General features: G+C 70.4%; 28 protein-coding genes, 2 pseudogenes and 1 riboswitch. Of the genes and pseudogenes, 14 read left to right on the top strand and 16 right to left on the bottom strand.

What is annotated here, in order from left to right; translation table 11 throughout:
- The first annotated feature begins 10 nt into the window (after positions 1–10).
- Together OHA03_RS27350 and OHA03_RS27345 are read left to right on the top strand one after the other, a co-directional pair.
- On the top strand, positions 11–961 hold the full coding sequence (locus OHA03_RS27350) for a cytochrome c oxidase assembly protein (RefSeq protein ID WP_267006399.1): 951 nt from the start codon (positions 11–13) through the stop codon (positions 959–961).
- A gap of 66 nt (positions 962–1,027) precedes the next feature.
- Entirely contained in the window at positions 1,028–1,186 is a 159-nt protein-coding gene (locus tag OHA03_RS27345) for a hypothetical protein (protein ID WP_037822362.1), read from the top strand.
- Positions 1,187–1,303: 117 nt separating this feature from the next.
- Here the strand turns inward: OHA03_RS27345 and fusA are convergent, their stop codons facing one another.
- Positions 1,304–3,403, bottom strand: coding sequence for an elongation factor G (gene fusA, locus OHA03_RS27340; protein WP_267006398.1), 2,100 nt, complete (start codon positions 3,401–3,403; stop codon positions 1,304–1,306).
- 467 nt (positions 3,404–3,870) lie between these two features.
- Complete coding sequence (locus OHA03_RS27335; RefSeq protein ID WP_267006397.1) at positions 3,871–5,061, bottom strand: SUKH-4 family immunity protein; 1,191 nt, start codon at positions 5,059–5,061, stop codon at positions 3,871–3,873.
- 331 nt (positions 5,062–5,392) lie between these two features.
- Here OHA03_RS27335 and OHA03_RS27330 point away from each other — a divergent pair, with 331 nt between their 5' ends.
- Both OHA03_RS27330 and OHA03_RS27325 read left to right on the top strand, forming a co-directional pair.
- The gene (locus OHA03_RS27330) at positions 5,393–6,103 is read left to right on the top strand and encodes a 1-acyl-sn-glycerol-3-phosphate acyltransferase (RefSeq protein WP_267006396.1); all 711 of its coding nucleotides are present in this window, start codon (positions 5,393–5,395) and stop codon (positions 6,101–6,103) included.
- Between the two features lie 65 nt (positions 6,104–6,168).
- Positions 6,169–7,227 carry an NAD(P)-dependent oxidoreductase gene (locus tag OHA03_RS27325; RefSeq protein WP_267006395.1) on the top strand — a complete coding sequence of 353 codons (1,059 nt, stop codon included), beginning with the start codon at positions 6,169–6,171 and terminating at the stop codon, positions 7,225–7,227.
- Between the two features lie 84 nt (positions 7,228–7,311).
- Here OHA03_RS27325 and OHA03_RS27320 read toward each other — a convergent pair whose 3' ends face one another.
- From OHA03_RS27320 to OHA03_RS27290, 7 genes are all read right to left on the bottom strand, one after another.
- Entirely contained in the window at positions 7,312–8,889 is a 1,578-nt protein-coding gene (locus OHA03_RS27320) for an alpha/beta hydrolase (RefSeq protein ID WP_267006394.1), read from the bottom strand.
- A gap of 167 nt (positions 8,890–9,056) precedes the next feature.
- Complete coding sequence (locus OHA03_RS27315) at positions 9,057–9,821, bottom strand: urease accessory protein UreD (protein ID WP_267006393.1); 765 nt, start codon at positions 9,819–9,821, stop codon at positions 9,057–9,059.
- Complete coding sequence (gene ureG, locus OHA03_RS27310) at positions 9,818–10,495, bottom strand: urease accessory protein UreG (RefSeq protein ID WP_267006392.1); 678 nt, start codon at positions 10,493–10,495, stop codon at positions 9,818–9,820. The genes OHA03_RS27315 and ureG overlap by 4 nt, the downstream gene beginning before the upstream one ends.
- 36 nt (positions 10,496–10,531) lie before the next feature.
- Complete coding sequence (locus OHA03_RS27305) at positions 10,532–11,194, bottom strand: urease accessory protein UreF (protein WP_267006391.1); 663 nt, start codon at positions 11,192–11,194, stop codon at positions 10,532–10,534.
- Positions 11,195–11,207: 13 nt separating this feature from the next.
- Complete coding sequence (locus tag OHA03_RS27300) at positions 11,208–12,929, bottom strand: urease subunit alpha (protein WP_267006390.1); 1,722 nt, start codon at positions 12,927–12,929, stop codon at positions 11,208–11,210.
- On the bottom strand, positions 12,922–13,233 hold the full coding sequence (locus OHA03_RS27295) for an urease subunit beta (protein WP_267008179.1): 312 nt from the start codon (positions 13,231–13,233) through the stop codon (positions 12,922–12,924). Before OHA03_RS27295 ends, OHA03_RS27300 begins: the two co-directional genes overlap by 8 nt.
- 13 nt (positions 13,234–13,246) lie before the next feature.
- A complete protein-coding gene (locus OHA03_RS27290; protein ID WP_267006389.1) occupies positions 13,247–13,549 on the bottom strand; it encodes an urease subunit gamma in 303 nt (100 codons plus the stop codon).
- 172 nt (positions 13,550–13,721) lie between these two features.
- Here OHA03_RS27290 and OHA03_RS27285 point away from each other — a divergent pair.
- A pseudogene (locus tag OHA03_RS27285) lies at positions 13,722–14,474 on the top strand (ABC transporter permease); the annotation flags it as partial.
- 80 nt (positions 14,475–14,554) lie between these two features.
- Here the strand turns inward: OHA03_RS27285 and OHA03_RS27280 are convergent.
- Positions 14,555–14,839 (bottom strand): type II toxin-antitoxin system Phd/YefM family antitoxin, encoded by a 285-nt coding sequence (locus tag OHA03_RS27280; RefSeq protein ID WP_267006388.1) that lies wholly within the window; start codon positions 14,837–14,839, stop codon positions 14,555–14,557.
- Between the two features lie 93 nt (positions 14,840–14,932).
- On the opposite strand from OHA03_RS27280, the gene OHA03_RS27275 reads away from it, so the two are divergent.
- The 3 genes from OHA03_RS27275 (at position 14,933) to OHA03_RS27265 (ending at position 16,862) form a co-directional block, all read left to right on the top strand.
- The gene (locus OHA03_RS27275; protein ID WP_267006387.1) at positions 14,933–15,568 is read left to right on the top strand and encodes an ATP-dependent Clp protease proteolytic subunit; all 636 of its coding nucleotides are present in this window, start codon (positions 14,933–14,935) and stop codon (positions 15,566–15,568) included.
- A 7-nt stretch (positions 15,569–15,575) separates the two neighbouring features.
- Positions 15,576–15,884 carry a hypothetical protein gene (locus tag OHA03_RS27270; protein ID WP_267006386.1) on the top strand — a complete coding sequence of 103 codons (309 nt, stop codon included), beginning with the start codon at positions 15,576–15,578 and terminating at the stop codon, positions 15,882–15,884.
- A 320-nt stretch (positions 15,885–16,204) separates the two neighbouring features.
- Positions 16,205–16,385, top strand: a riboswitch (cyclic di-AMP (ydaO/yuaA leader).
- 3 nt (positions 16,386–16,388) lie between these two features.
- Positions 16,389–16,862 (top strand): C40 family peptidase, encoded by a 474-nt coding sequence (locus OHA03_RS27265; RefSeq protein WP_267006385.1) that lies wholly within the window; start codon positions 16,389–16,391, stop codon positions 16,860–16,862.
- A 52-nt stretch (positions 16,863–16,914) separates the two neighbouring features.
- Here OHA03_RS27265 and OHA03_RS27260 read toward each other — a convergent pair.
- Together OHA03_RS27260 and OHA03_RS27255 are read right to left on the bottom strand one after the other, a co-directional pair.
- A pseudogene (locus tag OHA03_RS27260) lies at positions 16,915–17,142 on the bottom strand (LysE family translocator); the annotation flags it as partial.
- A 33-nt stretch (positions 17,143–17,175) separates the two neighbouring features.
- Positions 17,176–17,607 (bottom strand): ATP-binding protein, encoded by a 432-nt coding sequence (locus OHA03_RS27255; protein ID WP_267006384.1) that lies wholly within the window; start codon positions 17,605–17,607, stop codon positions 17,176–17,178.
- Between the two features lie 204 nt (positions 17,608–17,811).
- Here OHA03_RS27255 and OHA03_RS27250 point away from each other — a divergent pair, with 204 nt between their 5' ends.
- Together OHA03_RS27250 and OHA03_RS27245 are read left to right on the top strand one after the other, a co-directional pair.
- Positions 17,812–18,669: a helix-turn-helix transcriptional regulator gene (locus tag OHA03_RS27250; protein WP_267006383.1), complete on the top strand. Its 858-nt coding sequence runs from the start codon at positions 17,812–17,814 to the stop codon at positions 18,667–18,669.
- Positions 18,670–18,696: 27 nt separating this feature from the next.
- Positions 18,697–18,903, top strand: a complete 207-nt coding sequence (locus OHA03_RS27245) for a DUF397 domain-containing protein (RefSeq protein WP_267006382.1) — start codon at positions 18,697–18,699, stop codon at positions 18,901–18,903.
- A gap of 21 nt (positions 18,904–18,924) precedes the next feature.
- Here the strand turns inward: OHA03_RS27245 and OHA03_RS27240 are convergent, their stop codons facing one another.
- Entirely contained in the window at positions 18,925–20,067 is a 1,143-nt protein-coding gene (locus OHA03_RS27240; protein ID WP_267006381.1) for an 8-amino-7-oxononanoate synthase, read from the bottom strand.
- Positions 20,068–20,211: 144 nt separating this feature from the next.
- On the opposite strand from OHA03_RS27240, the gene bioB reads away from it, so the two are divergent.
- The 4 genes from bioB to OHA03_RS27220 all read left to right on the top strand — a co-directional run bounded on the left by bioB (position 20,212) and on the right by OHA03_RS27220 (position 24,258).
- Positions 20,212–21,396, top strand: a complete 1,185-nt coding sequence (gene bioB / locus OHA03_RS27235) for a biotin synthase BioB (protein WP_267006380.1) — start codon at positions 20,212–20,214, stop codon at positions 21,394–21,396.
- Positions 21,389–22,693 carry an adenosylmethionine--8-amino-7-oxononanoate transaminase gene (locus OHA03_RS27230; protein ID WP_267006379.1) on the top strand — a complete coding sequence of 435 codons (1,305 nt, stop codon included), beginning with the start codon at positions 21,389–21,391 and terminating at the stop codon, positions 22,691–22,693. The genes bioB and OHA03_RS27230 overlap by 8 nt, the downstream gene beginning before the upstream one ends.
- 1 nt (position 22,694) lies before the next feature.
- On the top strand, positions 22,695–23,390 hold the full coding sequence (gene bioD / locus OHA03_RS27225) for a dethiobiotin synthase (RefSeq protein ID WP_267006378.1): 696 nt from the start codon (positions 22,695–22,697) through the stop codon (positions 23,388–23,390).
- Between the two features lie 190 nt (positions 23,391–23,580).
- Positions 23,581–24,258: a class I SAM-dependent methyltransferase gene (locus OHA03_RS27220; protein ID WP_267006377.1), complete on the top strand. Its 678-nt coding sequence runs from the start codon at positions 23,581–23,583 to the stop codon at positions 24,256–24,258.
- Positions 24,259–24,262: 4 nt separating this feature from the next.
- Here the strand turns inward: OHA03_RS27220 and OHA03_RS27215 are convergent, their stop codons facing one another.
- From OHA03_RS27215 to OHA03_RS27205, 3 genes are all read right to left on the bottom strand, one after another.
- The gene (locus OHA03_RS27215; RefSeq protein WP_267006376.1) at positions 24,263–24,760 is read right to left on the bottom strand and encodes a hypothetical protein; all 498 of its coding nucleotides are present in this window, start codon (positions 24,758–24,760) and stop codon (positions 24,263–24,265) included.
- Positions 24,761–24,824: 64 nt separating this feature from the next.
- Positions 24,825–25,196, bottom strand: a complete 372-nt coding sequence (locus OHA03_RS27210; RefSeq protein WP_267006375.1) for a fic family toxin-antitoxin system, toxin component — start codon at positions 25,194–25,196, stop codon at positions 24,825–24,827.
- Positions 25,193–25,420 carry an antitoxin gene (locus OHA03_RS27205; protein ID WP_267006374.1) on the bottom strand — a complete coding sequence of 76 codons (228 nt, stop codon included), beginning with the start codon at positions 25,418–25,420 and terminating at the stop codon, positions 25,193–25,195. Before OHA03_RS27205 ends, OHA03_RS27210 begins: the two co-directional genes overlap by 4 nt.
- Positions 25,421–25,472: the final 52 nt, after the last annotated feature.

Genomic DNA, 25,472 nt, shown 5'->3' with positions numbered 1-25,472 from the left:
GAGTGAACAGATGGATCACAGCGGGCACGGCATGAACATGGATCTGCCGCCGTTCACGCTGGGACGTGGGCTCCCATTCTCCGCGGACCCGTTCTTCCTGATCGGCTGCGTCCTGGCGCTCTGCCTGTACGGGTACGGGGTGCTGCGGCTGCGCAGACGCGGCGACAGCTGGCCGGTCGGCCGGATGGTCTTCTTCGTCATCGGCGTCCTGACCATCGCCCTGGTCATGTGCACCAGGCTCAACGACTACGGCATGGTCATGTTCAGCGTGCACATGGTGCAGCACATGGTGATCAGCATGCTGTCGCCGATCCTGCTGCTGCTGGGCGCCCCGGTGACACTGGCGCTGCGCGCGCTGCCCGTCGCGGGCCGCGGCCGGAAGGGCCCGCGCGAGCTGCTGCTCATGCTGCTGCACAGCCGGTACATGAAGATCATCACGCATCCGGTGTTCACCATCCCGCTCTTCATCGCCAGCTTGTACGCGCTCTACTTCACCCCGCTGTTCGACTTCCTGATGGGTTCGAAGACCGGGCACCTCGCGATGATGGTGCACTTCCTCGCGGTCGGCCTGGTCTTCTTCTGGCCGATCATGGGCGTCGACCCGGGGCCGCACCGGCCCGGCTATGTGATGCGGATGCTGGAGCTGTTCGCGGGAATGCCGTTCCACGCGTTCTTCGGCATCGCGCTGATGATGGCGACCTCGCCGATGGTGGAGACCTACAAGCATCCGCCGGCTTCGCTCGGTATCGACGCGCTGAGCGACCAGAACTGGGCGGGCGGCATCGCCTGGGCGTTCAGTGAGATCCCTTCGGTGCTGGTGCTGATCGCGCTGGTCTTCCAGTGGTACCGGTCCGAACAGCGGACGGCGAGGCGCTCGGACCGCGCCGCCGACCGGGACGGCGACCAGGAGCTGAAGGCGTACAACGCCTACCTCGCCTCGTTGCAGGCGCGCGGACAGTAGCGGTGGACGCACCTTCCGGGTGACGATGGGGTCCACGGCCGCGCGGCCGACAAGGAGGGTGCGCGCATGTCCGGTTCCACGAAGACGATGGGGATGCTCACCGTCGGGGCCCTGGTGGCGGTCACCGCCTACACAGTGGCGCTGGGGAGCAACGGCTGGCTCTGGTTCGGCTGGGTGGTGCTCGGGCTGATCACCCTGGGGATGGCCGCCACGCGCGACACCTGAACGGATACGCCCTTTCGGGTACACCGGACGGGCTCCCGGCGCAGCTGCGGCCGGGACCGAACTCAGGACTGTGGTGATGGCCCCTGCCCGCGTGCGGGCAGGGGCCATCCTCGGGGGCTACCGGGGCGGTGTCCGGTTGAGCACCGCGCCCGGCGCCGGGGCATAACCGGTGGCGCGGGTGGTGAACGTTCCCCGGCCCTGGGTCCGGCTGCGCAGCCGGGTCGCGTAGCCGAACAGCTCGGCCAGCGGCACGGTCGCCGTGATCACCGCCGTACCTGCCCGCGAGGTCGAGCCCGAGACCCGGCCGCGCCGTGCCGCCAGGTCACCGAGCACACCGCCCACGGCGTCGCCGGGCACGGTGACCGTGACCTCCACCACCGGTTCCAGCAGCACCATCACGCTGCTGCGCAGTGCCTCCCGAAGCGCGAGCCGCCCGGCCGTCCGGAACGCCATCTCCGAGGAGTCATTGGAATGGGTGGCTCCGTCGGTCAGCGTGACCCGCAGTCCGGTCACCGGGTGACCGCCGAGGGGGCCCTCGGCCAGAGCGTCCCTGCAGCCGGCCTCCACCGCCCGGACGTACTCCTGCGGCACACGTCCACCGACGACGGTCGATCGGAAGACGAAGTCCACCGCGCGGCCCGTGTCGTTGTCACCGGAAGCTTCCAACGGCTCCGTGTCGAGTACGACGTGAGCGAACTGGCCGGCGCCCCCGTCCTGCTTGACGTGCCGGTACACCAGTCCGGACACCCCTCGGGCGACCGTCTCCCGGTAGGCCACCTGCGGCCGGCCGACACCGACGTCCAGCCCGTGAGCACGACGGATCTTCTCCACCGCGACCTCCAGATGCAGTTCCCCCATTCCTGACAGCACCGTCTGGCCGGTCTCGGGATCGGTCCGGACCGACAGCGAAGGGTCCTCCTCGACCAGCCGCACCAGCGCCGACACCAAGCGGTCGGCATCGATGCTCCTGCGGGCCTCGACCGCTACGGAGACGACCGGAGCCGCCACGGAAGGAGGTTCGAGAACCAGTGGTGCCGCGGGTGTGCACAGGGTGGCACCGGCGCGGGCAGCTTTGAGCCCGACCACCGCGACGATGTCCCCGGCCACCGCCCGTTCCACGTCCGAGTGCCGCCCGGCCTGCACCCGCAGGATCCGGCCGACGCGCTCGTTACGCCGGGCGCCCACGTCCAGCACCGTGTCTCCCGTCCCGATCGTTCCCGAATACACCCTCAGATAGGTCAGCCGCCCCGTGGCGGTCGAGCTCACCTTGAACACCAGCGCGGCAAAGGGCGCCGCCGGATCGGCGACCCGCTCCTGCACCGCACCGTCCAGGGTGCCGCGTACTGCCGGCACATCCAGCGGCGAGGGCAGATAGGCCACGACGGCCTCCAGCAGTGGCTCGATCCCGCGGTTGCGGTAGGCCGTCCCGCACAGCACCACCACGCCCTCACCGGTACGGGTCAGGTCGCGCAGCGCGGCGGCCAGAGTCTGTGCGGAGACCTTCGACTCCGCACAGAACTCCTCCAGCGCGACCGGATGAAGTTCCGCCACCGTCTCCTCCAGCAGTCGTCGGCGTCGGTGCGCGTCTTCCAGCAGCGCGTCCGGCACCCGGCCCTCCTCGGGCGTACCGCCGTCGTCGGCCCAGACCAGCGCCCGCATACGGAGCAGATCCACCACCCCGGTGAACCCGTCCTCCTTTCCGATCGGCAGCTGGACCACCAGCGGGACCGTGTGCAACCGCTCCCGTATCGACGCAACCGCCGTGTCGAGGTCGGCACCGGCACGGTCCAGCTTGTTGACGAAGGCGATCCGTGGGACCCCGTGCCGATCGGCCTGCCGCCATACCGACTCGCTCTGCGGTTCGACTCCTGCGACAGCGTCGAACACCGCGATCGCTCCGTCGAGCACCCGTAGCGAACGCTCCACCTCGTCGGAGAAGTCGACGTGGCCGGGGGTGTCGATCAGATTGATCCGGTGGCCGTCCCAGGAACAGCTCACCGCAGCGGCAAAGATGGTGATCCCGCGATCGCGTTCCTGGGGATCGAAGTCGGTGACGGTCGTCCCGTCATGGACCTCGCCTCGCTTGTGGGTGGCGCCGGTGAGGTAGAGGATCCGTTCGGTGAGGGTGGTCTTGCCGGCGTCGACGTGGGCGAGGATGCCCAGATTGCGAACGGCGGTCAGCGGACTGGTGAGATGACGGTGCAGGTCGGTACGCACGGCCCATGGCCTTTCGGGGTGATCCGGAACGGGGCGGCGCGATCTCCGGACGAACTGGCCTGCAGTCAGGCCACGCAGAAGCCCCTGATGCGGTGCACCGCACCGGAAGTCGGCCGCCAGGCGGCCCAACATCGTTCGACCAGGGGTCAGTTGTCCGTCACGGACATCCGGTTCCGGCCGCGCAGCTGGAACCGGGCGCACGAAGACACCAGGATCACCTCGTACCGTGACGGGGGAACGACAACAGCGATGCGGTAACGCATGGCCGGGCTCCCCTCACTCGTCACGGCGCGCGCCGGAATGTTGTTGTGGCGCGCGGTTCGAGGCGAGTGTAGTGAACCCCGTGCAGGCGGGGCACCGGGTTTTCCGGCAGTGGGGAGGCGGCGACCGCCCGGGGGTATCCGGCGCGGCGCAACAGATCGAGCACGTCCGTCTCTCGTCGCCCGCCGGTTGGGCATGAGGGAGCCTCAGGCCAGCAGACCGCCGGTGTGCCCGTCCTCGGCAAGCATCCGCCAGGAGTGCGCAGGCGTCGCGAACGCCTCCGGGTCGACCGCCTCCACCAACCCGTCGACCACGCTGAGCAGCAGTACATGGGGGTCGAACACCGCCCAGGCGGTGGCCCTGCGCCCGTTGTCCCAGCGCTGCCACTCGGCGCGCAGCCGCTCGTACGCCCAGAGCGCGTACAGCAGCGCGGACAGGTCCCGGTTGAGGTAGGCCGCGGGCAGGCCCTCGTCGTACCAGGTCGGCAGCTCCAGACGGCCGCTCGAGCCGTCCAGCGCGACTGCGAGGTCGTGGGGCCACCAGCCGATCGCGAGGTAGTCGCGCTGGTACCCGCGCTCCTCCTCCCCCTCGTCGGCATCCTGGAAGCAGTCCGGGTGTGCCTCCGCCATGTTGACCAGGGGAGCCTCCTCCTCGACCCCGAACATCTCTCCACCGAGCGGCAGCCCCACGTCCGTCAGCAGTCGTCTCGTCGGCTCGTGGACGAGCGCGGCGGGCAACTCCTCGGGCCGGTAGCGGCGTACCAGCCCCTCGTCGGTCAGCGCGGCGAGCTTCTCGACCAGGTCGGCCCCGAACTCGTAGGCGAGACCGTCAGCTTCCGTGCCGGGCAACGCGCCCCAGGCCAGCGAGGCGACCAGCAGTGCGGTGTCCCAGTGCGCGGGCGGGTTCTCCGCAGCGGCGCGGAACAACCCGGGGTCGACCTCGCGCATCCGCCGCTCGGCGATGCCCATCACGGCGGCGGCGACCCCGGCACCGCGGCGCCCGCCACCCGCGTCCCGCTGCTCGGCGGCCAGGGACACCGCCTCGGTCTCGCGGATCAGCCCGGCCAGGGCGGGCAGATCGGAGGCGAGCAGGTCGCGTCGCAGCGCACCGCCGCCCCGCCCGGCGAGGTGGACCTCCCCGCTCACGCCGTCCAGTACCACCGAGCTGCCGCAGTACTCCGTCTCCCCCAGGACGAACAGGGGGCCGGCACCGACCGCGCCCTCATCGATGTCAAGAGTCGCCGGCGGGCCGGCCCCCAGCCCCGCGAAGTCCAGGAACGCCGCCGACTCCGGCAACCCTTGCGCCACGAGGAACTCCCGGCTCTCCGTGTGCATCAGCCCTGCCGGCAGGTCGGCCTCCCGCACTCGCCGGCACACCGCCGCCCCGTCATTTCCCATCCCGGCCCCCGACTTCACGTACAGACGATCCCCGCCCTCCCATCTCCCCGACCCTAAGGGCTGCCCGGACAGGGCGCCCAGCCGCCTGAGTTCCGGGCGAGACCCTCCACGACTGATCGGGCTACGATCGGTCGTCTCAGCAGTCTGTGTGCGCCAGGCCGCAGAGGCCTGATCTGAAGGGCCATCACGTGAGCCGGCCCGGAGCCGGCCCGAGTCCGGTCGCCCTCATGGCAGTCGAACAGGCATGGAAATCGATTCACTCGGTAGATTCATACCGTGACCTGGCAGAACGCTGCCCCGGAGCCGATCCTGTAGGGATGGGAGAGCCACCGTGTTCTACTACGTGCTCAAATACGTCATTCTGGGGCCGTTGCTGCGGTTGCTGTTCCGGCCCAGGATCGAAGGACTGGAGCACATTCCCGAGGAGGGCGCGGCGATCGTCGCCGGCAACCATCTGTCGTTCTCCGACCATTTCCTGATGCCCGCGATCATCAAACGGCGCATCACCTTCCTCGCCAAGGCGGAGTACTTCACCGGCCCGGGGCTGAAGGGGCGGCTGACCGCCGCGTTCTTCCACAGCGCCGGGCAGATCCCGGTGGACCGGTCCGGCAAGGATGCGGGACAGGCCGCGATCCGTGAAGGGCTCGGGGTGCTGAGCAAGGGCGAGCTGCTCGGGATCTATCCGGAGGGGACCCGTTCGCACGACGGCCGGCTCTACAAGGGCAAGGTCGGTGTCGCGGTGATGGCGATCAAGGCGCAGGTGCCGGTGGTGCCGTGCGCGATGGTCGGTACGTTCGAGATCCAGCCTCCCGGCAAGGTCGTCCCGCGGATCAAGCAGGTCACCATCCGCTTCGGTGAGCCGATGGACTTCTCCCGCTATGCCGGGATGGAGAATCAGAAGGCGGCGATCCGGGCAGTCACCGACGAGATCATGTACGCGATCCTCGGGCTCTCCGGTCAGGAGTACGTCGACGAGTACGCGGCCAAGGTGAAGGCCGCGCAGGCGGAACAGACGAAGAAGTTCCCGAAGCTGCGACGCTGACCGCGAATCCGCGATCGGCGAACGCGCATGGCCCGACGGGGCCGCCTCCGCCTAGCGTTCCTCGCATGGGCAAAGGGCACGCATGGATTCTTGGAGCGACGGGACAGATCGGGCGGGCCGCGGTGCGGGCGCTCGTCGAGGACGGCTGGGAGGTGACGGCGGCCTCGCGCGGCGGCGGGCGGGACGAGCAATGGGCCGACGGCGTACGGACGACAACCCTCGACCGGGACGAGGAGGGGGCGCTCTCCGCTGCGCTGGGCGACGGCTGTGACGTGCTCGTCGACATGGTGGCGTACGGCGAGCAGCACGCCCGGCAGCTGACCGGGCTCGCCGACCGGATAGGTTCGGCGGTCGTCATCTCCAGCGGTGCGGTGTACGAGGACGATCGCGGCCGCAGCTTCGACACCCAGGGCGAGCCCGACGGGGCCCCGCGGTACCCCGTGCCGATCCCGGAGACACAGCGCACGGTGGCGCCGGGGAACGCAACGTACGGGACCAGGAAGATCCGGCTGGAGCGGGATCTGCTGGCGGCGGGTGACGCCCTGCCGGTGACGCTACTGCGGGCCGGTGCGATCCATGGTCCGCACTGCCGCTCGCCGCGCGAGCTGTACTTCGTGAAGCGGCTGCTGGACGGGCGCGGACGACGGGTGCTCGCGTACAACGGCACGAGCCGCTTCCATCCGGTCCACGTGTCCAACGTGGCCGAGCTGATCCGGCTCGCCGCCGGGCAGCCCGGGTCGAGGGTGCTCAACGCGGCTGATCCGCAGGCGCCCACGATCGCGGAGATCGCGTCGGCCATCGACGGCGTGCTCGGCCGGGAGACGGAGACGGTGCTGGTGGACGGGGCACCGCCGGTGGGGGAGGTCGGCGAGACGCCGTGGAGCAGTGCCCATCCCATCGTGTACGACATGACGGCTGCCGGGAAGGAGCTCGGCTACCGGCCGGTGACGGGCTACGTGGAGTCGCTGCCGGAGACCGTCGAGTGGCTCGTCGGGCAGCTCGACGCCCGGGACTGGCGGGATGCCTTCCCGGCGATGCTGCGGGCGTACGGCGAGGGCCTGTTCGACTATGACGCGGAGGACGCCTGGCTGGAGCGGTACGACCGGGAACGGCCGGCGCGGTAGGGCCGGGGTCGGCGAGCGGGGCCCGTACAGGAGACGGGCGGCCGGTGATGATCCTCCGGCCGCCCGTCCCCCTCGCTCAGCCGACTACGGCTTCGGGGTGGCGTGCGGGGCGCACGTCACGTCCTGCCGGTCGGTCTGCCCGGTGAGCAGGTAGTTGTCCACCCGGTCGTTGATGCAGGGGTTGACCAGGCCCGTGACGCCGTGCGAGCCGGCGTCCTTCTCGGTGATCAGGCGCGAGCCCTTGAAGCGCTTGTGCAGCTCGACGGCGCCCTCGTACGGAGTGGCGGCGTCACGCGTGGACTGCACGATCAGGACCGGCGGCAGGCCCTTGCCGGTCTTGACCTCCAGCGGGGTCTGCTGCTTGGCCGACCAGGTCGCACAGGGCAGGTTCATCCAGGCGTTGGCCCAGGTCATGAACGGGTAGTCCTTGTGCAGCCGGGTGTTGTCGCGGTCCCACTTCTGCCAGCTGGTGGGCCACTTGGCGTCCGCGCACTCCACAGCCGTGTACACGGCGTTGCCGTTCTCCGAGGAGGCGTTCCCCGCGAGATCCGACATGTCGGGGCCCGCGGCGTCGACCAGCGCCTGGGTGTCGCCCGCCCGGTAGTCGCTCCAGGTCCGGGCGACGAGCACCCAGGTGGAGTCGTAGTACGGCGCGTTCTGGAAGAAGCCGATGAGTTCGGCGGGTCCGACGACGCCGCCGATCGGGCTCTTCTTGGCCGAGGCGCGCAGCTTCAGCCACTCCTGCTCGACCTGGGCAGGCGTGGTGCCGATGTGGAAGGCCGCGTCGTTCTTGGCCACCCACGCCGTCCAGTCCTCCCAGCGCTGCTGGAAGGCGATGTCCTGGTTGAGGTTGGCCTCGTACCAGATGTTGTCCTTCGCCGGGTTGACCACACTGTCGACGACCATGCGCCGGACGTGGTCCGGGAACAGTGTGCCGTAGACCGCCCCGAGGTAGGTGCCGTAGGAGACGCCCAGGAAGTTGAGCTTCTTCTCACCGAGCGCGGCGCGGATGACATCCAGGTCGCGTGCGGTGTTCGGCGTGGTCATGTGCGGCAGCATGTCGCCGCTGCGCTCGGCGCAGCCGTCCGCGTACTCGGCGGCGAGCTTGCGCTGGGCGCGCTTGTCCGCCTCGCTGTCGGGTACCGGGTCGGCCTTCGGGGCCTTCACGAACTCCTGCGGGTCGACGCAGGAGATCGGCGCCGAGTGACCGACACCGCGGGGGTCGAAGCCGACGAAGTCGTACGCCTTCGCTGCCTTCGTCCACAGCGGGTTCTTATTGATGATCCGGGTGGGGAACCGCAGCCCGGAACCACCGGGGCCGCCCGGGTTGTAGAGCAGCGCGCCCTGCCGCTCCGCCTTCGTACCGGTGCTGACGTGCCGGTCGACCGCGAGCTTGATCTGCTTGCCGTCGGGCTTGGCGTAGTCGAGCGGTACGGTCACCCAGCCGCACTGGATAGGTGTGGCCAGGGCCCAGTCGGCCGGGCAGTCCTTCCAGTCGATGCCGGTGTCGGCCGCCCGTGCGGCGGCGATCTGGACGCCGCGCGCCTCCGAACCGCTGTGGTGGCGGCCGTCGGCTGTGGCCGTCGGTGCGGCTATCGCGCCCGCTATGAGCGTGCCCGCGATCAGAGTGCCGGCCGAGCCGAGCACTGCTGTGCGTCTCAAGTGGAACCTCCCCCATTGTCTGAAGCGCCGCGGTTGGCAGCGCAGTTCACATCGAGACCTCCCGCGGATCCTGTCGCCTGTGGGGTTCCTGAGAACAGGGCGTACACGCACTTCTTTACCGAATCGATAACCGGACACCCGTGTCCCGCTGAGCGGTGCGCAACGTGTCAGCCGGCCAGCACCTCGTCCAGCGCATCGTCCAGAACGGTGCGCAGCAGTCGTGCGTCGAGGGCCACGGCGGTCACCAGTACCGCGGGGCCGACCAGCCGGGTGAGGACGGCGGTCGGCCCCAGCAGCCTCGTATCGGGGCGCTTGTCCTCGAATGCCGGGTCCACGACGAGGAGCTGGCCGACCGCACGATGCCCGCCGAGCACGGCGCCACCGTCCCAGCCACCGGGTGCCCCCGGCCCGTACGCCACTTGCTGATCGAGAAGCGGGTGCCCGGCGCGGTGGACGGTGAGGCGGCTGGTGAGAGTGCCGGTGGTCTCGCCGTGGCGGCCGAGGACCTGCTCCTCGCGCAGCACCAGCCTCGCGGTCTCGGCGAGTTCGACCCTGGTGGTCATGAGCAGCTCACTGCCGCACGCCGAAATGAGCTGATCCGGGAGCCAGTTGAGCTGCGCCCCCTCCCCCACTCTCAACTCGATCTCGTATGTGGCGGGTTGGACACCCGGCCCAGGGCCGGGCAGCGCCACGGTCGCCGCCGCGGAGTCCACGGTGAGCCTGGCTCCTGCCTCGACCCGTGCCTCGATGGCGAGCCGGTCGCCGCCCAGCGGTGCGCTCATCGCGCCCACGACGGTGACCCGGGCGCACGGTGCGACGGTGGCCCTGGTCCGGCGCAGGGCGAGCGGCCCGTCGCTCTCGAGGACGGGGAGAGCCGTGGCGCCACGGCCGTCGGGGACCGCGGTGATCCGGGCGGTCGCGTGGACGCTCATGCGGTCCAGGCGGCGAGCTGCGCCCGTACCCAGTCCGCGACGGGCTTGACGCCCTCGCCGGAGGTGAGGGAGGTGAAGGCGACGGGGAGTGTGCCGCGCTGCTCCGCGGCGTCCCGGGCCATCCGGTCCAGATCGGAGCCGACGTACGGCGCAAGGTCGGTCTTGTTGATCACGAGGAGGTCCGAGGTGGTGACACCGGGCCCGCCCTTGCGCGGGATGTCGTCACCGCCCGCCACATCGATGACGAAGATCTGCGCGTCGACCAGACCTTTGGAGAAGGTGGCGGTGAGGTTGTCGCCGCCGGACTCGACGAGGATCAGATCGAGAGGCCCGACGGTGTCCTCCAGGTCCTCGACGGCTTCCAGGTTGGCGGAGATGTCGTCGCGGATGGCGGTGTGCGGGCAGGCGCCGGTCTCGACGGCCTGGATGCGCTCGGGCGGCAGCACGGCGTTGCGCAGCAGGAACGCGGCGTCCTCGCGGGTGTAGATGTCATTGGTGACGACGGCGATGGACACCTGGTCACGCAGCGTGCGGCAGAGCGCCGCGACGGTCGCCGTCTTGCCGGAGCCGACCGGGCCGCCGAGACCGATGCGCAGGGCGCGGCGGGTGCCGTCGGGGCGTGCGGCGTCGGCACTGATGGCTGCCGGGCCGTCGTGGGAGTGGTCCAGATGCATGGGGTGCGGCTCCTGAGGGGTGTGGTGCGGGTGGTCCTATGAGGCGAACAGGCGGACCGGCCAGGCGGCGTGCGCTTCGGCGGTGATGTCGAGCAGAGGCGCGGAGGCTGCGGGCAGCGCGTCGATGCCGTGGTGAACGGCGGCGGCGGCCTGTTCGGCGACCCGGTCGAGTTCGGGCGCGAGGCGGGCGAGGACGGCGGTGGCCTCGAAGGGGTTGAGGGACAGCAGCCGGACCGCCGCGGTGGCCGGTCCGCTGACCGTTTCGTACGCGACGCAGTGTGCCGCGTCCTCGGGTCCGAGACCCGCCGCGCGTGCGGTGAGGCCGAGCACGACGGGCTGGTGGGCGCCGCGCGGCCGGGCCTCCGCGAGTGCGGCGAGTTCGGGGCTGGGCCAGCTGGCACGGGCGGCCCGCATCAGCTGACGGCCGAGCTTGCGCGCGACCGCGCGCAGTGCGGGTGACGGGGTGCGGGCATCGGCGGCCTCGTCGAGCGCGAGCGGGTCGAGGCCGTGGGCAGCCGCCGCGGCGAGTGCGGCGGAGGTGAGTCCGGTGGTGTGCAGGCGGCCCCGGCAGAAGGCGGCGAGGTCCTCGGCGTTACGGATGCGTCCTGCCTCGACGGCCGGTTCGGCGCCACCGGAGTGGGCGTGCCCCCCGGCGGGGAACCGGCCGTCGGCGAGGACGAGCAGTGCTGCGCGGCTCATCACATGACCTGTCTCAGAAGAGGAAGTAACGCTGGGCCATGGGGAGTTCGGCGGCGGGCGCTGGTTCGACCGGTTCGCCGTCGATGGTCACGGCGAAGCTGTCCGGATCGACCTGGACCCGCGGCAGCGCGTCGTTCTCCCGCATGTCCGCCTTGGTGACCCCCCGGGTGCTGGTGATCGGCACGAAGCGTTTGCCGAGTCCGAGGCGTTCCGGCAGCCCGTCCTCGATGGCAGCACTCGCCACGAAGTTGAACGAGTTGGCGGCGGGCGCCCGGCCGAGTGCGCCGAACATCGGCCGGGGCATCACCGGCTGCGGGGTGGGGATGGACGCGTTGGCATCCCCCATCTGCGCGTATGCGATCTGTCCGCCCTTGATGACGGTCTGCGGCTTGACACCGAAGAAGGCCGGGTCCCACAGCACCAGGTCCGCGAGTTTGCCGGTCTCGACGGAACCGATCTCCTGGTCGAGGCCCTGGGCGACAGCCGGGTTGATGGTGTATTTGGCGACATAGCGACGCACCCGGTGGTTGTCGGCCCGCCCGTCGCCGGGCAGAGGGCCTCGGCGCTTCTTCATCACATGGGCGGTCTGCCAGGTGCGCAGGACGACCTCGCCGACCCGGCCCATCGCCTGGGAGTCGGAGGAGATGATCGAGATCGCTCCGAGGTCGTGGAGGATGTCCTCGGCAGCGATGGTGGACGGCCGGATCCGCGATTCGGCGAACGCCAGGTCCTCCGGGACGGCCGGGTTGAGGTGATGGCAGACCATCAGCATGTCGAGGTGCTCCTCGATGGTGTTGACGGTGTGCGGCCGGGTGGGATTGGTGGAGCTGGGCAGAATGTACGGCTCCGAGACCACGGTGATGATGTCCGGCGCGTGCCCGCCGCCGGCGCCTTCGGTGTGGTACGCGTGGATGGAGCGCCCGGCGATCGCGGCGAGGGTGTCGCCGACGAAGCCCGCCTCGTTGAGGGTGTCCGTGTGGATGGCGAGCTGAGCGCCGCTCTCCTCGCACACGTTCAGACAGGCGTCGATGACGGCCGGGGTGGCCCCCCAGTCCTCATGAATCTTGAATCCGAGTGCTCCGCCGCGTAGTTGGGCCCACAGAGCGTCGCCGGACATCGTGTTGCCCTTGCCGAGCAGTCCGATGTTGACGGGGTAGGCCTCCAGCGACTCGAACATCCGGGCAAGGTGCCAGGCGCCCGGGGTGATCGTGGTGGCCTTCGTACCCTCGGCCGGTCCGGTGCCGCCGCCGACGAGCGTGGTGACACCGGCGGAGAGCGCCTGGTCGACGATGGTCGGCGAGATGAAGTGGACGTGTGCGTCGACAGCGCCTGCCGTCACGAACTTGCCGTTGCCCGCGATGATTTCGGTCTCCGGGCCGATGACGAGATCGGGGTGGACGCCGTCCATCGTGTCCGGGTTGCCCGCCTTGCCGATGCCGGTGATCCGGCCGTCGCGGATGCCGATGTCCGCCTTGACGATGCCCCAGTGGTCGATGATGACGGCGCCCGTGATGACGGTGTCGGGAGCCCCTTCGGCCCGGGTGGTGCGCGCCTGGCCCATCGATTCGCGGATCACCTTTCCACCGCCGAACACCGCTTCGTCGCCGGCGAGTCCGGGGCCGCCGGAGCGGTCCTCCTCGATCTCGACGAGCAGATCGGTGTCGGCGAGCCGGACGCGGTCGCCGGTGGTCGGCCCGAACAGATCGGCGTACACGGCGCGGTTGAGCTCAGCCATCGAGGGCACCTCCGGTTTCGCCGCGCAGGCCCGGGACGATGCGCCGTCCGGCGAGGGGCACGAGTTCGATGTCGACGGGGATGCCGGGCTCGAAGCGGACCGCGGTCCCGGCGGCGATGTTCAGCCGCAGGCCGTGGGCGGCCGCACGGTCGAACTCGAGGCCTGGGTTGGCCTCCGCGAAGTGGTAGTGCGAGCCGACCTGGACGGGCCGGTCGGCGGCGTTGAGGACGGTGAGTCGGGTGACCGGGCGGCCCGGGTTGAGCGGCACCGGCCCGTCCGCGTAGAGGATCTCTCCGGGGATCATCGGCTGCGCCCCGTCAGACGATCGGATCATGGACGGTGACCAGCTTGGTGCCGTCCGGGAATGTGGCCTCGACCTGCACATCGTGAATCATCTCGGGGATCCCGTCCATGACGTCGTCGCGGGTGAGTACGTTGCGCCCGGACGCCATCAGTTCGGAGACCGTACGGCCGTCGCGGGCGCCCTCCAGCAGATGCGCGGTGATCAGCGCCACCGCCTCGGGGTGGTTGAGTCGCAGTCCACGCGCCCGACGCTTCTCCGCCACGTCGGCGGCCACATGGATGAGCAGGCGTTCTTGCTCGTGCGGGGTCAGTTGCAACGCTTCCACCTCACAGTCTTCCGCCCAGTACGGTGCTGGGCGCAGCGAGACATTAACTGCGCTCAACAGACTGTTGAACTCAGAACCGGTGTCTCACTCCGAGGTATTGCACGTTAGGGCGGAAGTTTTTCCGGCGCGTTAACTGATCTTTTACAGCGAGCAGCACGGGGACGCCTTCGAGATCCACCGTTTCGGTGACGAGGCCGCGGCCCGTACCGCCATCGAGGACCGAGTCGTATACGGCGCGGTCGTGATCACACCGAAGGGACCGCAGCTGCTGACCGCCTCGGCAGCGAGCCCGATGGTGGCCCAGCTGCTCCGCGAGACCGTCATCACCCAGGCCCTGGCGGGCAGCCAGCCGCAGGTCACGGATGTCGTGGCGGCGCCCGCCGGGGATACGCGCGGCAGCACGCTCGGCGCGAGCATCCTGCCGCCGGCGATCGCGGGTGTCGCCGTCGGGTCCGCCGTCACGATGCTGAGGCTGCGCGGCGGCCGGGCCGCCGGGGCGCTGATCGGCGTCGCCGCGCTCGTCGGGATCGCCGCCGGGGCTCTCACGGACAGCCGGCTCGGAGCGATCACAGGCGACTGGTGGTCCGAGGCCGGGTCGCTCGGGCTCACCGTGCCGGCCATCGGCGCGACCGTGGCCGGGCTTGCCGCACCGATCGGCCCGTCCGGGGTCGGGCTCGGCGCCCTGCTGGTGGTTCTGCCGGCCAACCCGTTCTCAGGCATCACCAGCGCACCCGAGCTGCTGCCCCGGCCGGTCGGCGCCATCGGGCAGTTGCTGCCACCGGGGGCGGGCGGGTCGCCGCTGCGGTCGGTCGCCTTCTTCGACGGCAGTGCGGCAGGCGATGCGGTGCTGATACTCGGCCCGTGGGCGGCGGCCGGGCTGACCGCGGTCCTCGTCGGTGGCCGACGCCGGACACCCGCGGCGACGGCCCCCGCACCCAGCGCCCCGGGGCCGGGCGTACACGGTGGCCGGCGACCTCACCACGGGGCCACAGGCCGTCAGTTGCCCGGGTCGGTCTGCCCCCGGTGTTCCGCCGCGATACCGAAGCGTCGCCGTTCGCCCGTGGCGGACGCGGCGGAACCGATCGAGGAGACCGAGCTGATCACCTGCTCCTCGGCAGCCGCTTCTTCCTTCTCGAGTCGCTCCAGGTCAGCGGCCGAAACGAGCGCCACCAGCGGCTTGCCGTGCCGGGTCACCACGACTCGCTCGCCGCCGTAGACGACGCGGTTGATCAGTTCGGCGAGCTCAGCTCGGGCTTGCGTCACCGGAATCTCGTAGGCCATAGTCCCCATCATAACCTTCTGTACGTCCTGTACATTTTTTACAGATGCTTGTGCAGGCCCCACAGACGCAGACACCGGAGGAGAGGCTTCACCATGTTCCGCCCTGCCGCCCGTTACGTACTGCCCGAGTTCACCGAGCGCACGACCGACGGGACCCGCACCCTCGACCCGTACTCCAAGCTGCTCGCCGAACGGATCGTCTTCCTCGGCACCCCGGTCGACGACACCGCCGCCACCGATCTGATCGCGCAGTTCATGTACCTGGAACATGCCGCGCCCGACCGCCCTATCTCCCTCTACATCAACTCCCCCGGCGGCTCGTTCGACGCCATGGCGGCGATCTACGACACGATGGAGTACCTCACCTGCGAGATGGAGACCTTCTGCCTCGGACAGGCCGGTTCCAGCGCAGCCCTGCTGCTCGCCGCGGGCGCCCCCGGCCGGCGGCACGCCCTCCCCGGGGCCAGGGTCGTCGTGCAGCAGCCCGCGCTTCCCGAGCCGCTGCAGGGCCAGCCGTCCGATCTGGAGATCGAGGCGCGGGAACTGGTCCGCATCCGCGAACAGCTCACCCGCCTGCTGGCCCGTCACACCGGGCGAACTGCCGAGCGGATCGCCGCGGACATCGAGCGCGATCTCATCCTCGACGCCCCGGGCGCCAAGGCGTACGGCCTGGTGGATCACGTTCTGGAGAACCGCAAGACGTCACTCCCGCCGAACAGCGCGAGGTGAACACCCGATGCAGTCACCGGAGTTCCCGCCGCTGCCCGCACTGACGCGCGCCGAGGGCGAGTTCATCGACTGTTACCTGGAAGTGCTCGACCAGTTGGGCCGGATCAACCCCGCCCACGGCAGCGACACCTACGGCGCGCTGCGCGCGGCGCAGGCACTCGCCTCGCGGGCCGTCGCCCTGCGGAACGCACTCGTGTTGATGCACGAGCGCGGTGAAGCACAGATCCACGCCGCCACCTTGGCGCGGGCGCTTCGCGTGTTGGACGGGGAGCGGCGGGCCCGACGGGTCACCGTGCCCCCTGCCCAGACGAGTTGATCAACCCCGCTCCGCGACACGCCCGGCGGGCTGATCAAAATTCCTCGCTCGTTCGGCGTAGGAGATCCCCCGCGCGAGGGATTGTTCAACTTGCGCTTCCGACGTGACCGGTGAACGGAGTCTGTCATTCCGCCGCTGGTACGGGACCGGTCGGGGCCGACCGGCCGCGTTCACAGAACTACCGCACCCACCCGGACGGGTCAATCGTAACAAATCGTCCATATCGCTCCTTATCTTCTGAAATCTGACACTCGGTGAGTCAAGATCCGTGGGACGACAAGCCCCCGCCACCGCGGCGGGGCGGTCCGGGCGGACGCCGAGTCCTGCCGCCGCCCGGATGCCTGGTCGACAGAAGTGGATCGGCAGGAGTGGAGGACCCGAGCACAACGGGTCGACCGGACATCCGGTCGACCCTCGGGGTGAAGCCGCCGAGTGCGGCCGGGCAACTTCGCCAGCCCGAACCCGACAGGTCATCCTTCACAGGCGGCTGACGAAGGGTTGCGCATGACTGCGCAGGTTCATGTCCCGTCGCTGCTCACTCGGGCGGGTACCGCCACGGTTCTGACGCTCGCCGCCGTCGGCGGCTCCGTGATCGCCCCCGGCGCTGCAGCCGAAGCCCAGGCCGCGGCTCATTCGGCGAAGGCACTCAACATCGCCGCGTCGAAGAAGGGATCGCCGTACCGGTACGGGGCCACGGGCCCCCACCGCTTCGACTGTTCGGGTCTGACGATGTACGTCTTCAAAAAGGTGGGCAAGAAGCTCCCCCGCACGGCCCAGCAGCAGTACAACAAGACCCGGCACATCTTGGCCTCGCAGCGGCGACGAGGCGATCTGGTCTTCTTCCACTGGGGGCGCAGCGTCTACCACGTGGGGATCTACGCCGGTAAGGGCAGGATCTGGCACTCGCCGAAGAGCGGTGCCGTGGTGCGGCTGGAGAAGATCTGGACGAGGGGCGTCTGGTACGGACGGGTCCGCTGACCTCCGCCTCTTCCACCTGCTCCGCCTTTCGGCTGCCGGTCGCCTCCGCCGGTCAGTGCAGCAGGGGGCCGGTGACCAGCGCCGGCCCCAGCGCGGTGAGCGCCGCGCCGCTGCCGCCCTCGACGGCGCGGGCGGCACGCGGCCGGCGCAGCCACCGGCCCGGGCGGTCCACCAGGAGCGCCACGGCCGGGAACCAGATCAGCGCGAGCAGCACGACGACGGTGGCCGGCAGCAGGGGCCCGGGCACGGGCGGCCGACTGCCGGGGACGCGACGTCCCGGCCGGGCCCGAGTCCAGGTCAGCGAGGACGGTGGTCAAGTCTGGACGGGGAGCGTCCAGGGGAGCTCGATCCAGACGGTCTTGCCACCCTCGGCGGTCGGCGTGACCGTGAGCCGTCCGCCGCACTCCTTGGCCAGACAGCGAATGATCACCATGCCGCGCCCGTTGTCCTGCCGCACGGCGGCGGGCAGTCGCTGGGGCCAGCGGGGGTGGCTGTCCGTCACCCCGAGATGCAGCTGCTCCTCCCGCTCCAGCCGCAGGTCCACGGTGAAGGTCGGCGACTGGCCGAAGGTGTGCTGGACGGCGTTGGTGGTGAGCTCGGAGACGATGAGCCGGATGGTGTCGGCGGTCTCCGCGTCATCGGGGAGACCCCAGTCCGCGAGCACTCCCGCCACGTATCTCCGGGCCGAGGAGACCGAGAGCGGCTCGCTCGGCAGAGTGACGCTTGCTTCTTGATGGTCTGCCATGGCGAGCCGTCCTTTTCCCGCCCGGACCGACCCGCGATCGGCCCGGGGTGCGCTTCGCGCCAGATTGCCACTGATACGGCCCTCCGTGACGGCGATCCACCAAGATATGCATATATCTGTCGCTCGAAGCGGTGAACTCTGGCCCGGACCACCGCACATGGGCGGCAAGATGGCCCCTCGGCACAAGAGGGAGGGAGGCCGCGAATGCAGCACGGTCCCGCGGTGCGCCGCCGCAAACTCGGGGAGGAGCTGCGGAGTCTGCGCCACACGTCCGGACTGACGAGTCGTGACGCGGCACAGCTGCTCGGCTGGCATCAGTCGAAGGTGAGCCGGATCGAGACCGGTACCAGCGGTGTGAAACCGGCCGATGTGAGCCGACTGCTGGATGCCTACGGTCTGGACGACCCGCAGTTACGGACGCTCCTGGAGGCGCTCGCGGGCTCGGCGGGCGGCGGCGGTACCGGCTGGTGGCACGCCTACCGCGGTCTCATCCCACCCCAGTACCGGGACTTCATCAGTCTGGAGTCCCAGGCCAGAACCGCCCGCACGCTGGAGACCTCCGTGGTGCCGGGGCTCCTGCAGACCGCCGACTACGCGCGTGCGGTGACCCGCGCGTCACTGGACGGACTGCCCGCCGGTCAGCTGGACTCGCTGGTGGAGGTGCGGCTCGCCCGGCAGGGGGTGCTGCGGACCGATCCGCCGCTACGACTGACCGCGGTGCTCGACGAGGCGGTGCTGCGGCGCGAGGTCGGCGGGCGCCGGGTGATGCGCAATCAGTTGCGCCATCTGATCCGGGTCTCCCAACTGCCGCACGTCGAACTGCAGTTGCTGCCTTTCTCGGTGGGTGGGTACATGGGTCTCACCGGGCCGTTCGTTATCTTCTCTTTTCCGAACACTTCTGATCTGGATGTGGTCGTTCTCGACCACCTGACGAGTAGCCTCTACCTGGAACGGAAAGAAGACCTTGAGGCGTACAGCTCGGCCTTCTGCACCATGCAGGCACACGCGCTGTCGCCGGAGCGCTCGTTGGACCTGATCGCCGCGATCGACCGCGACGGCTAGGAACCTCAGACTGCCCGAGGGGGCCCGATGTCCGATTGCCTCGCAGAGCACGCGTTACGGTGGCGGCGCAGCAGCCGCAGCACGGGGATGAACAACTGCGTGGAAGCAGCGCCGTTCGGCCCGGAACAGCTGGCCGTGCGGGACTCCAAGGACGTGTCCAGGCCTCCGCTGCGGTTCTCGGCGGCGGCCTGGAAGTCGTTCGTCGCCGCCCTGACCGACGGGCCGGCCGGCTGACCGGCCGGTCAGCGGGTCCGGTCAGGCCGCCGGAGCCGTCCGCAGGACGGTCTCCACCGCGTTCGCGATCTCCGCTTCTGTCAGATCGGCGCGGGCAGTGAGCCGCAGCCGCGAGATGCCGTCCGGGACCGACGGCGGGCGGAAGCAGCCCACCGCGATCCCGGCCGTGCGGCAGTCGGCCGCCCAGCGCACCGCCGCGTCCGCCGAAGGTGCCCGGACCGATACGACGGCGGCGTCGGGGCGCACCGCGGTCAGCCCCGCGGCGGTCAGTTGTTCGTACAGGGCGGTGGCGACCGCGCCGGCTCTGCCCGCCCGTTCCGGCTCGCGGCGCAGCAGACGCAGGCTCGCGAGGGCGGCGCCCGCAGCGGCCGGTGCGAGCCCGGTGTCGAAGATGAACGTACGGGCCGCGTTGACCAGATGGTCGATCACTCGGGCCGGTCCGAGGACCGCTCCGCCCTGGCTGCCCAGGGACTTGGAGAGGGTGGCGGTGGCGACGATCCCTTCGCCGCCCGCGAGGCCGGCGGCGGCGAGGGCGCCGCGTCCGCCTTCCCCGAGCACGCCCAGACCGTGCGCGTCGTCGACGAGCAGCGCGGCCCCCTGCGCACGGCAGACGTCGGCCAGTTCGGGCAGCGGTGCGGCGTCACCGTCGACGGAGAAGACGGAGTCGGTGACGGCCAGGGCGCGGCCGCCGTGCGCGTGCAGCGCCTTCGCGACGGCCTCGGGGTCGGCATGCGGTACGACGGCGGTCTCGGCCCGGGAGAGCCGGCATCCGTCGACGATGGAGGCGTGGTTGCCCGCGTCGGAGACGATCAGGGAGCCCCGGCCGGTGAGGGCGGTGAGCGCGGCGAGATTGGCCGCGTAGCCGGAGGAGAGGACCAGGGCCGCTTCGAAGCCGCAGAATGCGGCCAGTTCGCGTTCGAGTTCGGCGTGCAGTGCGGTGGAGCCGGTGACCAGCCGGGAGCCGGTGGCGCCCGCACCCCACCGGTGCGCGGCCTCGGCGGCGGCCGCGGTCACCTCGGGGTGCCGGGTGAGGCCCAGGTAGTCGTTGCTCGCGAGGTCCAGCAGTTCCGGTTCGGCGGGCCGGGGGCGGAGCGTGCGGACGAGTCCGGCGTCCGCACGGCGGCGGGCCTCGTCGTCGATCCAGTCGAACGGGGCGAGGGGCATGGCGACGGTCCCTTTTGTAGGCAGCTCACAGACCCTAACCGGGGGCGCAGCCGGGCATGGTGTGGCAATACACACACCCTCTGCGGGCTCTGTTGTCCGGTTCCTCCTTGGCTGAGGGCGGTGGAGTAGGCAAGGATCATCGCCATGGACCTCCTGAACACGCTGGTGGACAAGGGGCTGCGGCGCGAGCTGCCGACCCGAGAAGAAGCACTCGCCGTGCTGGCGACCTCCGACGACGATCTGCTCGAAGTGGTGGCCGCGGCCGGAAAGGTACGCCGCCAGTGGTTCGGCCGACGGGTGAAACTGAACTATCTGGTCAACCTCAAGTCCGGGCTCTGCCCCGAGGACTGCTCGTACTGCTCGCAGCGGCTCGGCTCGAAGGCCGAGATCCTCAAGTACACCTGGCTGAAGCCGGACGAGGCGTCGAAGGCCGCCGCCGCCGGGGTGGCGGGCGGCGCGAAGCGTGTGTGCCTGGTGGCGAGCGGCCGCGGTCCGACCGACCGGGACGTCGACCGGGTGTCGCAGACGATTGAGGCGATCAAGGAGCAGAACGAGGGCGTCGAGGTATGCGCCTGCCTCGGTCTGCTCTCCGAGGGGCAGGCCGACCGGCTGCGATCGGCGGGCGCCGACGCGTACAACCACAACCTCAATACGTCGGAGGGGACGTATGGGGACATCACCACCACCCACACCTATGCGGACCGGGTGGAGACCGTGCAGCAGGCGCAGGCGGCGGGGCTCTCCGCGTGCTCCGGGCTGATCGCCGGGATGGGCGAGAGCGACACCGATCTGGTCGATGTCGTCTTCTCGCTGCGCGAGCTGGACCCGGATTCGGTTCCGGTGAACTTCCTGATCCCGTTCGAGGGCACGCCGCTCGCCAAGGAGTGGAACCTCACCCCGCAGCGCTGCCTGCGCATTCTGGCGATGGTCCGGTTCGTCTGCCCGGATGTCGAGGTACGGCTCGCGGGCGGCCGCGAGGTGCATCTGCGCTCGATGCAGCCGCTCGCCCTGCACCTGGTCAACTCGATCTTCCTGGGCGACTATCTGACCAGCGAGGGCCAGGCGGGACAGACGGATCTGGACATGATCGCGGACGCCGGTTTCGAGGTGGAGGGCGCGGGTACGACGACGCTGCCCCGGCACCGTGCAGAGGCGGGGGCCGAGCCGGAGACCGGCGGCGGCTGCGGCGGACACTCCGCGGGCTGTGGGCCCTGTGGTGACGTGGCCGACGAGCCCGCGGCGGTCGACGCCGAGGCTCCGGCCGCGCGCACGGATCTGGTGTCGGTCCGCCGACGCGGCGCGGGGACGGATCTCGCCCCCAATGCCTGACCCCCTCTCCCCCGCGCAGTTGCGGACCCTGGACCGGGACCACGTCTGGCACCCGTACGGCCCGATGCCGGGCCGGCAGGAGCCGCTGATCGTGGAGTCCGCGTCCGGGGTGCGGCTCCGTCTCGCCGAACCCGTACATGGGCAGCACGAGTTGATCGACGGCATGTCGTCGTGGTGGTCGGCGGTGCACGGCTACAACCATCCGGTGCTCAACGAGGCGGCGCGCGGCCAGCTGGACCGGATGAGCCATGTGATGTTCGGCGGCCTCACCCATGAGCCCGCCGTGCGGCTGGCAGCCCGGCTCGTCGAGATCACGCCGGAGCCGCTGCGTCATGTCTTCCTCGCCGACTCCGGTTCGGTGTCGGTCGAGGTCGCGGTGAAGATGTGCCTGCAGTACTGGCATTCCACCGGCCGGCCGGCCAAGAAGCGGCTGCTGACCTGGCGCGGCGGCTACCACGGCGACACCTGGCAGCCGATGTCGGTGTGCGACCCCGAGGGCGGCATGCACGGGCTATGGTCGGGCGCGCTGCCCCAGCAGGTCTTCGCCGACGAGCCGCCCGGTGGTTTCGGCACGCAGCCGGACGAGGCGTACGTACAGCATCTGCGGGACCTGATCGCGCGCCATGCCGATGAGCTGGCCGCGGTGATCGTGGAGCCGGTGGTGCAGGGTGCGGGCGGGATGCGGTTCCACTCCCCCGCATATCTGCGGGCGCTGCGCGAGGCGTGCGACGCACATGACGTGCTGCTGGTGTTCGACGAGATCGCCAGCGGTTTCGGACGTACGGGGAAGCTGTTCGCCGCCGGACACGCCGGGATCTCTCCCGACGTCATGTGCGTCGGCAAGGCGCTGACCGGCGGCTATCTCACGATGGCGGCGACGCTGTGCACCTCACGGGTGGCGGACGGCATCTCGCGCGGCGAGGTGCCGGTGCTGGCGCACGGGCCGACGTTCATGGGCAATCCACTGGCCGCCGCGGTGGCCCTTGCCTCGATCGATCTGCTGCTCGGCCAGGACTGGCAGCAGGAGGTCAAGCGCCTGGAGACGGGGCTGCGGGCCGGTCTTGCCGGTGCGGGTTCGATCGCGGGTGTGCGGGATGTACGTGTCCTGGGCGCCATCGGCGTCGTACAGCTCGATCACGACGTGAGCATGGCTGCGGCCACCGAGGCCGCGGTCCGCGAGGGCGTGTGGCTGCGTCCGTTCCGGGACCTGATCTACACGATGCCGCCGTATGTGACCGGCGACGACGATCTGGCGCGCATCTGCCGTGCGGTGTGCGCCGCAGCGCGGGAGGGCTGAGATGCCGGTACTGGTAGTGAGCGGCACGGGTACGGAGATCGGCAAGACGGTCGTCACGGCGGCGGTGGCCGCGGTGGCGGTCGCCGCCGGGCGTTCGGTGGCCGTGCTCAAGCCGGCCCAGACGGGTGTCGCGCCGGGAGAACCGGGCGATGTCTTCGAGGTGCGTCGGCTGGCGGGCGAGGCAGTCACCGGCCTCGAACTGGGCCGGTTCCCCGAACCGTTGGCGCCGGACACGGCCGCCCGGCGGTCGGGCATGGCGCCCGTGCGCCCGGAACAGATCGCGGAGGCGGCCGAGAAACTCGCGACCGAGCACGATCTGGTGCTGGTCGAGGGTGCGGGCGGGCTGCTCGTACGGTTCGACGACGAAGGCGCCACTCTCGCGGACGCGGCCCGGCTGCTGGCCGCCCCTGTTCTGGTCGTGACGTCTGCCGGGCTCGGCACACTCAACACGACCGCGCTCACCTCGGAGGCCCTGCGGGCGCGGGGGCTCGGGTGCCTCGGGGTGGTGGTGGGCAGCATGCCGGCCGAGCCGGACCTGGCCGCGCGCTGCAATCTCGACGATCTTCCGGTGGTGGCGGGTGCGCCGCTGCTGGGCGTGGTGCCCGCCGGTGCAGGGGCGCTGGCGCCCGTCGACTTCCGTGCCCGGGCCACGAGTTGGCTGACGGCGGAGCTGGGCGGGATCCGGACCGCCCGCTGAGCCGCGGGGCGGAGCCGACCGGGAATCCGGCCGACTGAGCGGCTGAGCGGCGCGGGACGGGGGAGAATCCAAGTAGCCGTACAGTGCCGGTCGGGCTCCTCCGGTCGGTTTCGGGCGGGTCCGGCCCGCCCGCGCCGAGCAGTCCGGTGGAGCCGACGCGGTGGAGCCGGTCCTGTCGAGGAGGTCTGTCATGCGCCTGCGGAGCACGAAGATCCCGAAGGACGCGGTGCACCACCCGGTCTTCGCCCGGGTCTATGCCCGCATGAGCGTGGCCGCGGAGACCAGATCCGGCATGGCGGCGATCCGCGCGGATCTGCTCACGGGTCTGTCGGGACGCGTCATCGAGATCGGCGCGGGGAACGGCCTGAACTTCGCTCACTACCCGCCTGCCGTGTCCGAAGTGGTGGCGATCGAACCCGAGTGGCGCCTACGACAGTTGGCGCTACGGTCCGCGCTGCGTGCCGGTATGCCGGTGGATGTCGTACCGGCTGCCGCGGAGGCGCTGCCGGTGAAGAGCGAGGCGTTCGACGGGGCCGTCGCGTCACTCGTGCTGTGCACCGTACGGAATATGGAACGGTCGCTCGCGGAGATCCTCCGGGTGCTGCGCCCCGGCGGGGAGCTGCGCTTCTTCGAGCATGTACGGGCCGACGACCGCGCCATGGCGGCGACCCAGCGGGCACTGGACCGGACGGTGTGGCCGCTGGTGTGCGGTGGGTGTCACACGTCGCGGGACACGCTCGCCGCGATCGAGGAGGCCGGGTTCGTGGTGGAGGAGTACCGCAAGGTCAAGATGCCGGAGAGGGGGATCCGGCTCCCCACCTCCGCGTGCGTGCTGGGCGTGGCCCGCCGGACGACCGTGGTGGACTGACGCGTCAGTCCTCCTGCTCCAGCTTGTCCGCGTACGCCCGCAGTGCGTCGGCCAGCTCCTTCTTCGTGGGCAGCTGGTCGACCTTCTTCTCGAGGTCGTCGATGCGCTTCGTCAGGTCGTCGATGCTCGTCGGGCCGGTGGGAGACGGGGTGGGTCCATCGGTGGGGTCAGGGCTGTCCGTGGGGTCCGGGGCATCGGTCGGGGTGGGGCTGGGATCCACGCCGCCCGAACCGCTCACGCTGCCGCCGTCCGTGCCACCACCATCGGTACTGCCCCCGGCCGTGCCCGTGCCACCACCATCGGTGGTGCCGCCGTCCGTGCCGCCCGAGCCTCCGACGGAGCCGCCGTCGGACGTTTCGGTGGGGACGGGAGTCGGGTCGGCCGAGCCGTCGTCCGGGGCTCCGACGGCGATCGCCCCGCCGACGCCGAGCACCAAGGCGGCCACAGCGCCGACAACCGCCACTGTCATCCGTCGCGCACGCGTGTTCCCTATGTGTGTCATGCGCGGGACATTAGCCACGGTTCAGCGCGGAAGGACTCCTTCCTGAAACCCCGCGCAAAAGGAGTCACAGGCTCCATTGGCGGAGCTCGTCGGAGATGGCCCGGACGTCGGCCTTGCCCTCCTTCACCAGCAGGGCCAGGTCGCGGACCTGCTCGGGCGAAGTGATGACCTTCAGTCCGGAGGCGACGAGATAGCCGTAGGCGACGGCGGAGGCGAACATCGCGTTGGAGTGTTCCAGAGCGGGGACATGGAGCAGCAACTGCAGGAGTGCGGCGGCCCTGATGTGCGGGTCGCTGTATACAGGGCTGCCGAAGATCTCCGCCTCATGACGGGCGACCGCGGCGACGAGCGCACCCCAGTCGACGACCTGTGGATCGCCGGGCGTCTTGTGCTCGGCGACCATGAGCAGCCAGGAAAGGTCGATCCGGAGGTTCAACGGGTGCCTTTGCGCTCCGGGCCGAACTCCTCGGCGAAGACCGACTCGTACTGCTTCATGAAGTCGGCAGCGGCTTCGATAAAAGTATGTCCGACTTCGCCCGCATCCTGTTTGACGAGCTCCTCTATGTAGCGGTTCACGCTCATCCCCCTCTGCAGCGCGCGCTGCCGCGCGGCCTCGGCGGTGGCCTCGTCCACTCGTACGTTCAGCTGAGTCTTGGGCACATCAACAAGCTAGCGCGGGATTGCTAGCACCGGCAAGGGGAACGGTTCGTCA

Origin of the sequence: Streptomyces sp. NBC_00154, from assembly GCF_026342835.1 — a bacterium.
Classification (GTDB): domain Bacteria; phylum Actinomycetota; class Actinomycetes; order Streptomycetales; family Streptomycetaceae; genus Streptomyces.
This window is presented reverse-complemented; position numbering and strand designations above follow the sequence as displayed.

Bases quoted from the DNA above. Each gene is read 5' to 3' on its own strand.
- ureG (WP_267006392.1), bottom strand. From the start codon at position 10,495: ATGCATCTGGACCACTCCCACGACGGCCCGGCAGCCATCAGTGCCGAC.
- OHA03_RS27345 (WP_037822362.1), top strand. From the start codon at position 1,028: ATGTCCGGTTCCACGAAGACGATGGGGATGCTCACCGTCGGGGCCCTG.
- OHA03_RS27295 (WP_267008179.1), bottom strand. From the start codon at position 13,233: ATGATCCCCGGAGAGATCCTCTACGCGGACGGGCCGGTGCCGCTCAAC.
- OHA03_RS27220 (WP_267006377.1), top strand. From the start codon at position 23,581: ATGCGCCTGCGGAGCACGAAGATCCCGAAGGACGCGGTGCACCACCCG.
- OHA03_RS27250 (WP_267006383.1), top strand. From the start codon at position 17,812: ATGCAGCACGGTCCCGCGGTGCGCCGCCGCAAACTCGGGGAGGAGCTG.
- bioD (WP_267006378.1), top strand. From the start codon at position 22,695: ATGCCGGTACTGGTAGTGAGCGGCACGGGTACGGAGATCGGCAAGACG.
- OHA03_RS27215 (WP_267006376.1), bottom strand. From the start codon at position 24,760: ATGACACACATAGGGAACACGCGTGCGCGACGGATGACAGTGGCGGTT.
- OHA03_RS27350 (WP_267006399.1), top strand. From the start codon at position 11: ATGGATCACAGCGGGCACGGCATGAACATGGATCTGCCGCCGTTCACG.
- OHA03_RS27275 (WP_267006387.1), top strand. From the start codon at position 14,933: ATGTTCCGCCCTGCCGCCCGTTACGTACTGCCCGAGTTCACCGAGCGC.
- OHA03_RS27230 (WP_267006379.1), top strand. From the start codon at position 21,389: ATGCCTGACCCCCTCTCCCCCGCGCAGTTGCGGACCCTGGACCGGGAC.
- OHA03_RS27305 (WP_267006391.1), bottom strand. From the start codon at position 11,194: ATGAGCCGCGCAGCACTGCTCGTCCTCGCCGACGGCCGGTTCCCCGCC.
- OHA03_RS27255 (WP_267006384.1), bottom strand. From the start codon at position 17,607: ATGGCAGACCATCAAGAAGCAAGCGTCACTCTGCCGAGCGAGCCGCTC.
- OHA03_RS27270 (WP_267006386.1), top strand. From the start codon at position 15,576: ATGCAGTCACCGGAGTTCCCGCCGCTGCCCGCACTGACGCGCGCCGAG.
- OHA03_RS27245 (WP_267006382.1), top strand. From the start codon at position 18,697: ATGTCCGATTGCCTCGCAGAGCACGCGTTACGGTGGCGGCGCAGCAGC.
- OHA03_RS27265 (WP_267006385.1), top strand. From the start codon at position 16,389: ATGACTGCGCAGGTTCATGTCCCGTCGCTGCTCACTCGGGCGGGTACC.
- OHA03_RS27315 (WP_267006393.1), bottom strand. From the start codon at position 9,821: ATGAGCGTCCACGCGACCGCCCGGATCACCGCGGTCCCCGACGGCCGT.
- OHA03_RS27335 (WP_267006397.1), bottom strand. From the start codon at position 5,061: ATGGGAAATGACGGGGCGGCGGTGTGCCGGCGAGTGCGGGAGGCCGAC.
- OHA03_RS27280 (WP_267006388.1), bottom strand. From the start codon at position 14,839: ATGGCCTACGAGATTCCGGTGACGCAAGCCCGAGCTGAGCTCGCCGAA.
- OHA03_RS27300 (WP_267006390.1), bottom strand. From the start codon at position 12,929: ATGGCTGAGCTCAACCGCGCCGTGTACGCCGATCTGTTCGGGCCGACC.
- bioB (WP_267006380.1), top strand. From the start codon at position 20,212: ATGGACCTCCTGAACACGCTGGTGGACAAGGGGCTGCGGCGCGAGCTG.
- OHA03_RS27325 (WP_267006395.1), top strand. From the start codon at position 6,169: ATGGGCAAAGGGCACGCATGGATTCTTGGAGCGACGGGACAGATCGGG.
- OHA03_RS27240 (WP_267006381.1), bottom strand. From the start codon at position 20,067: ATGCCCCTCGCCCCGTTCGACTGGATCGACGACGAGGCCCGCCGCCGT.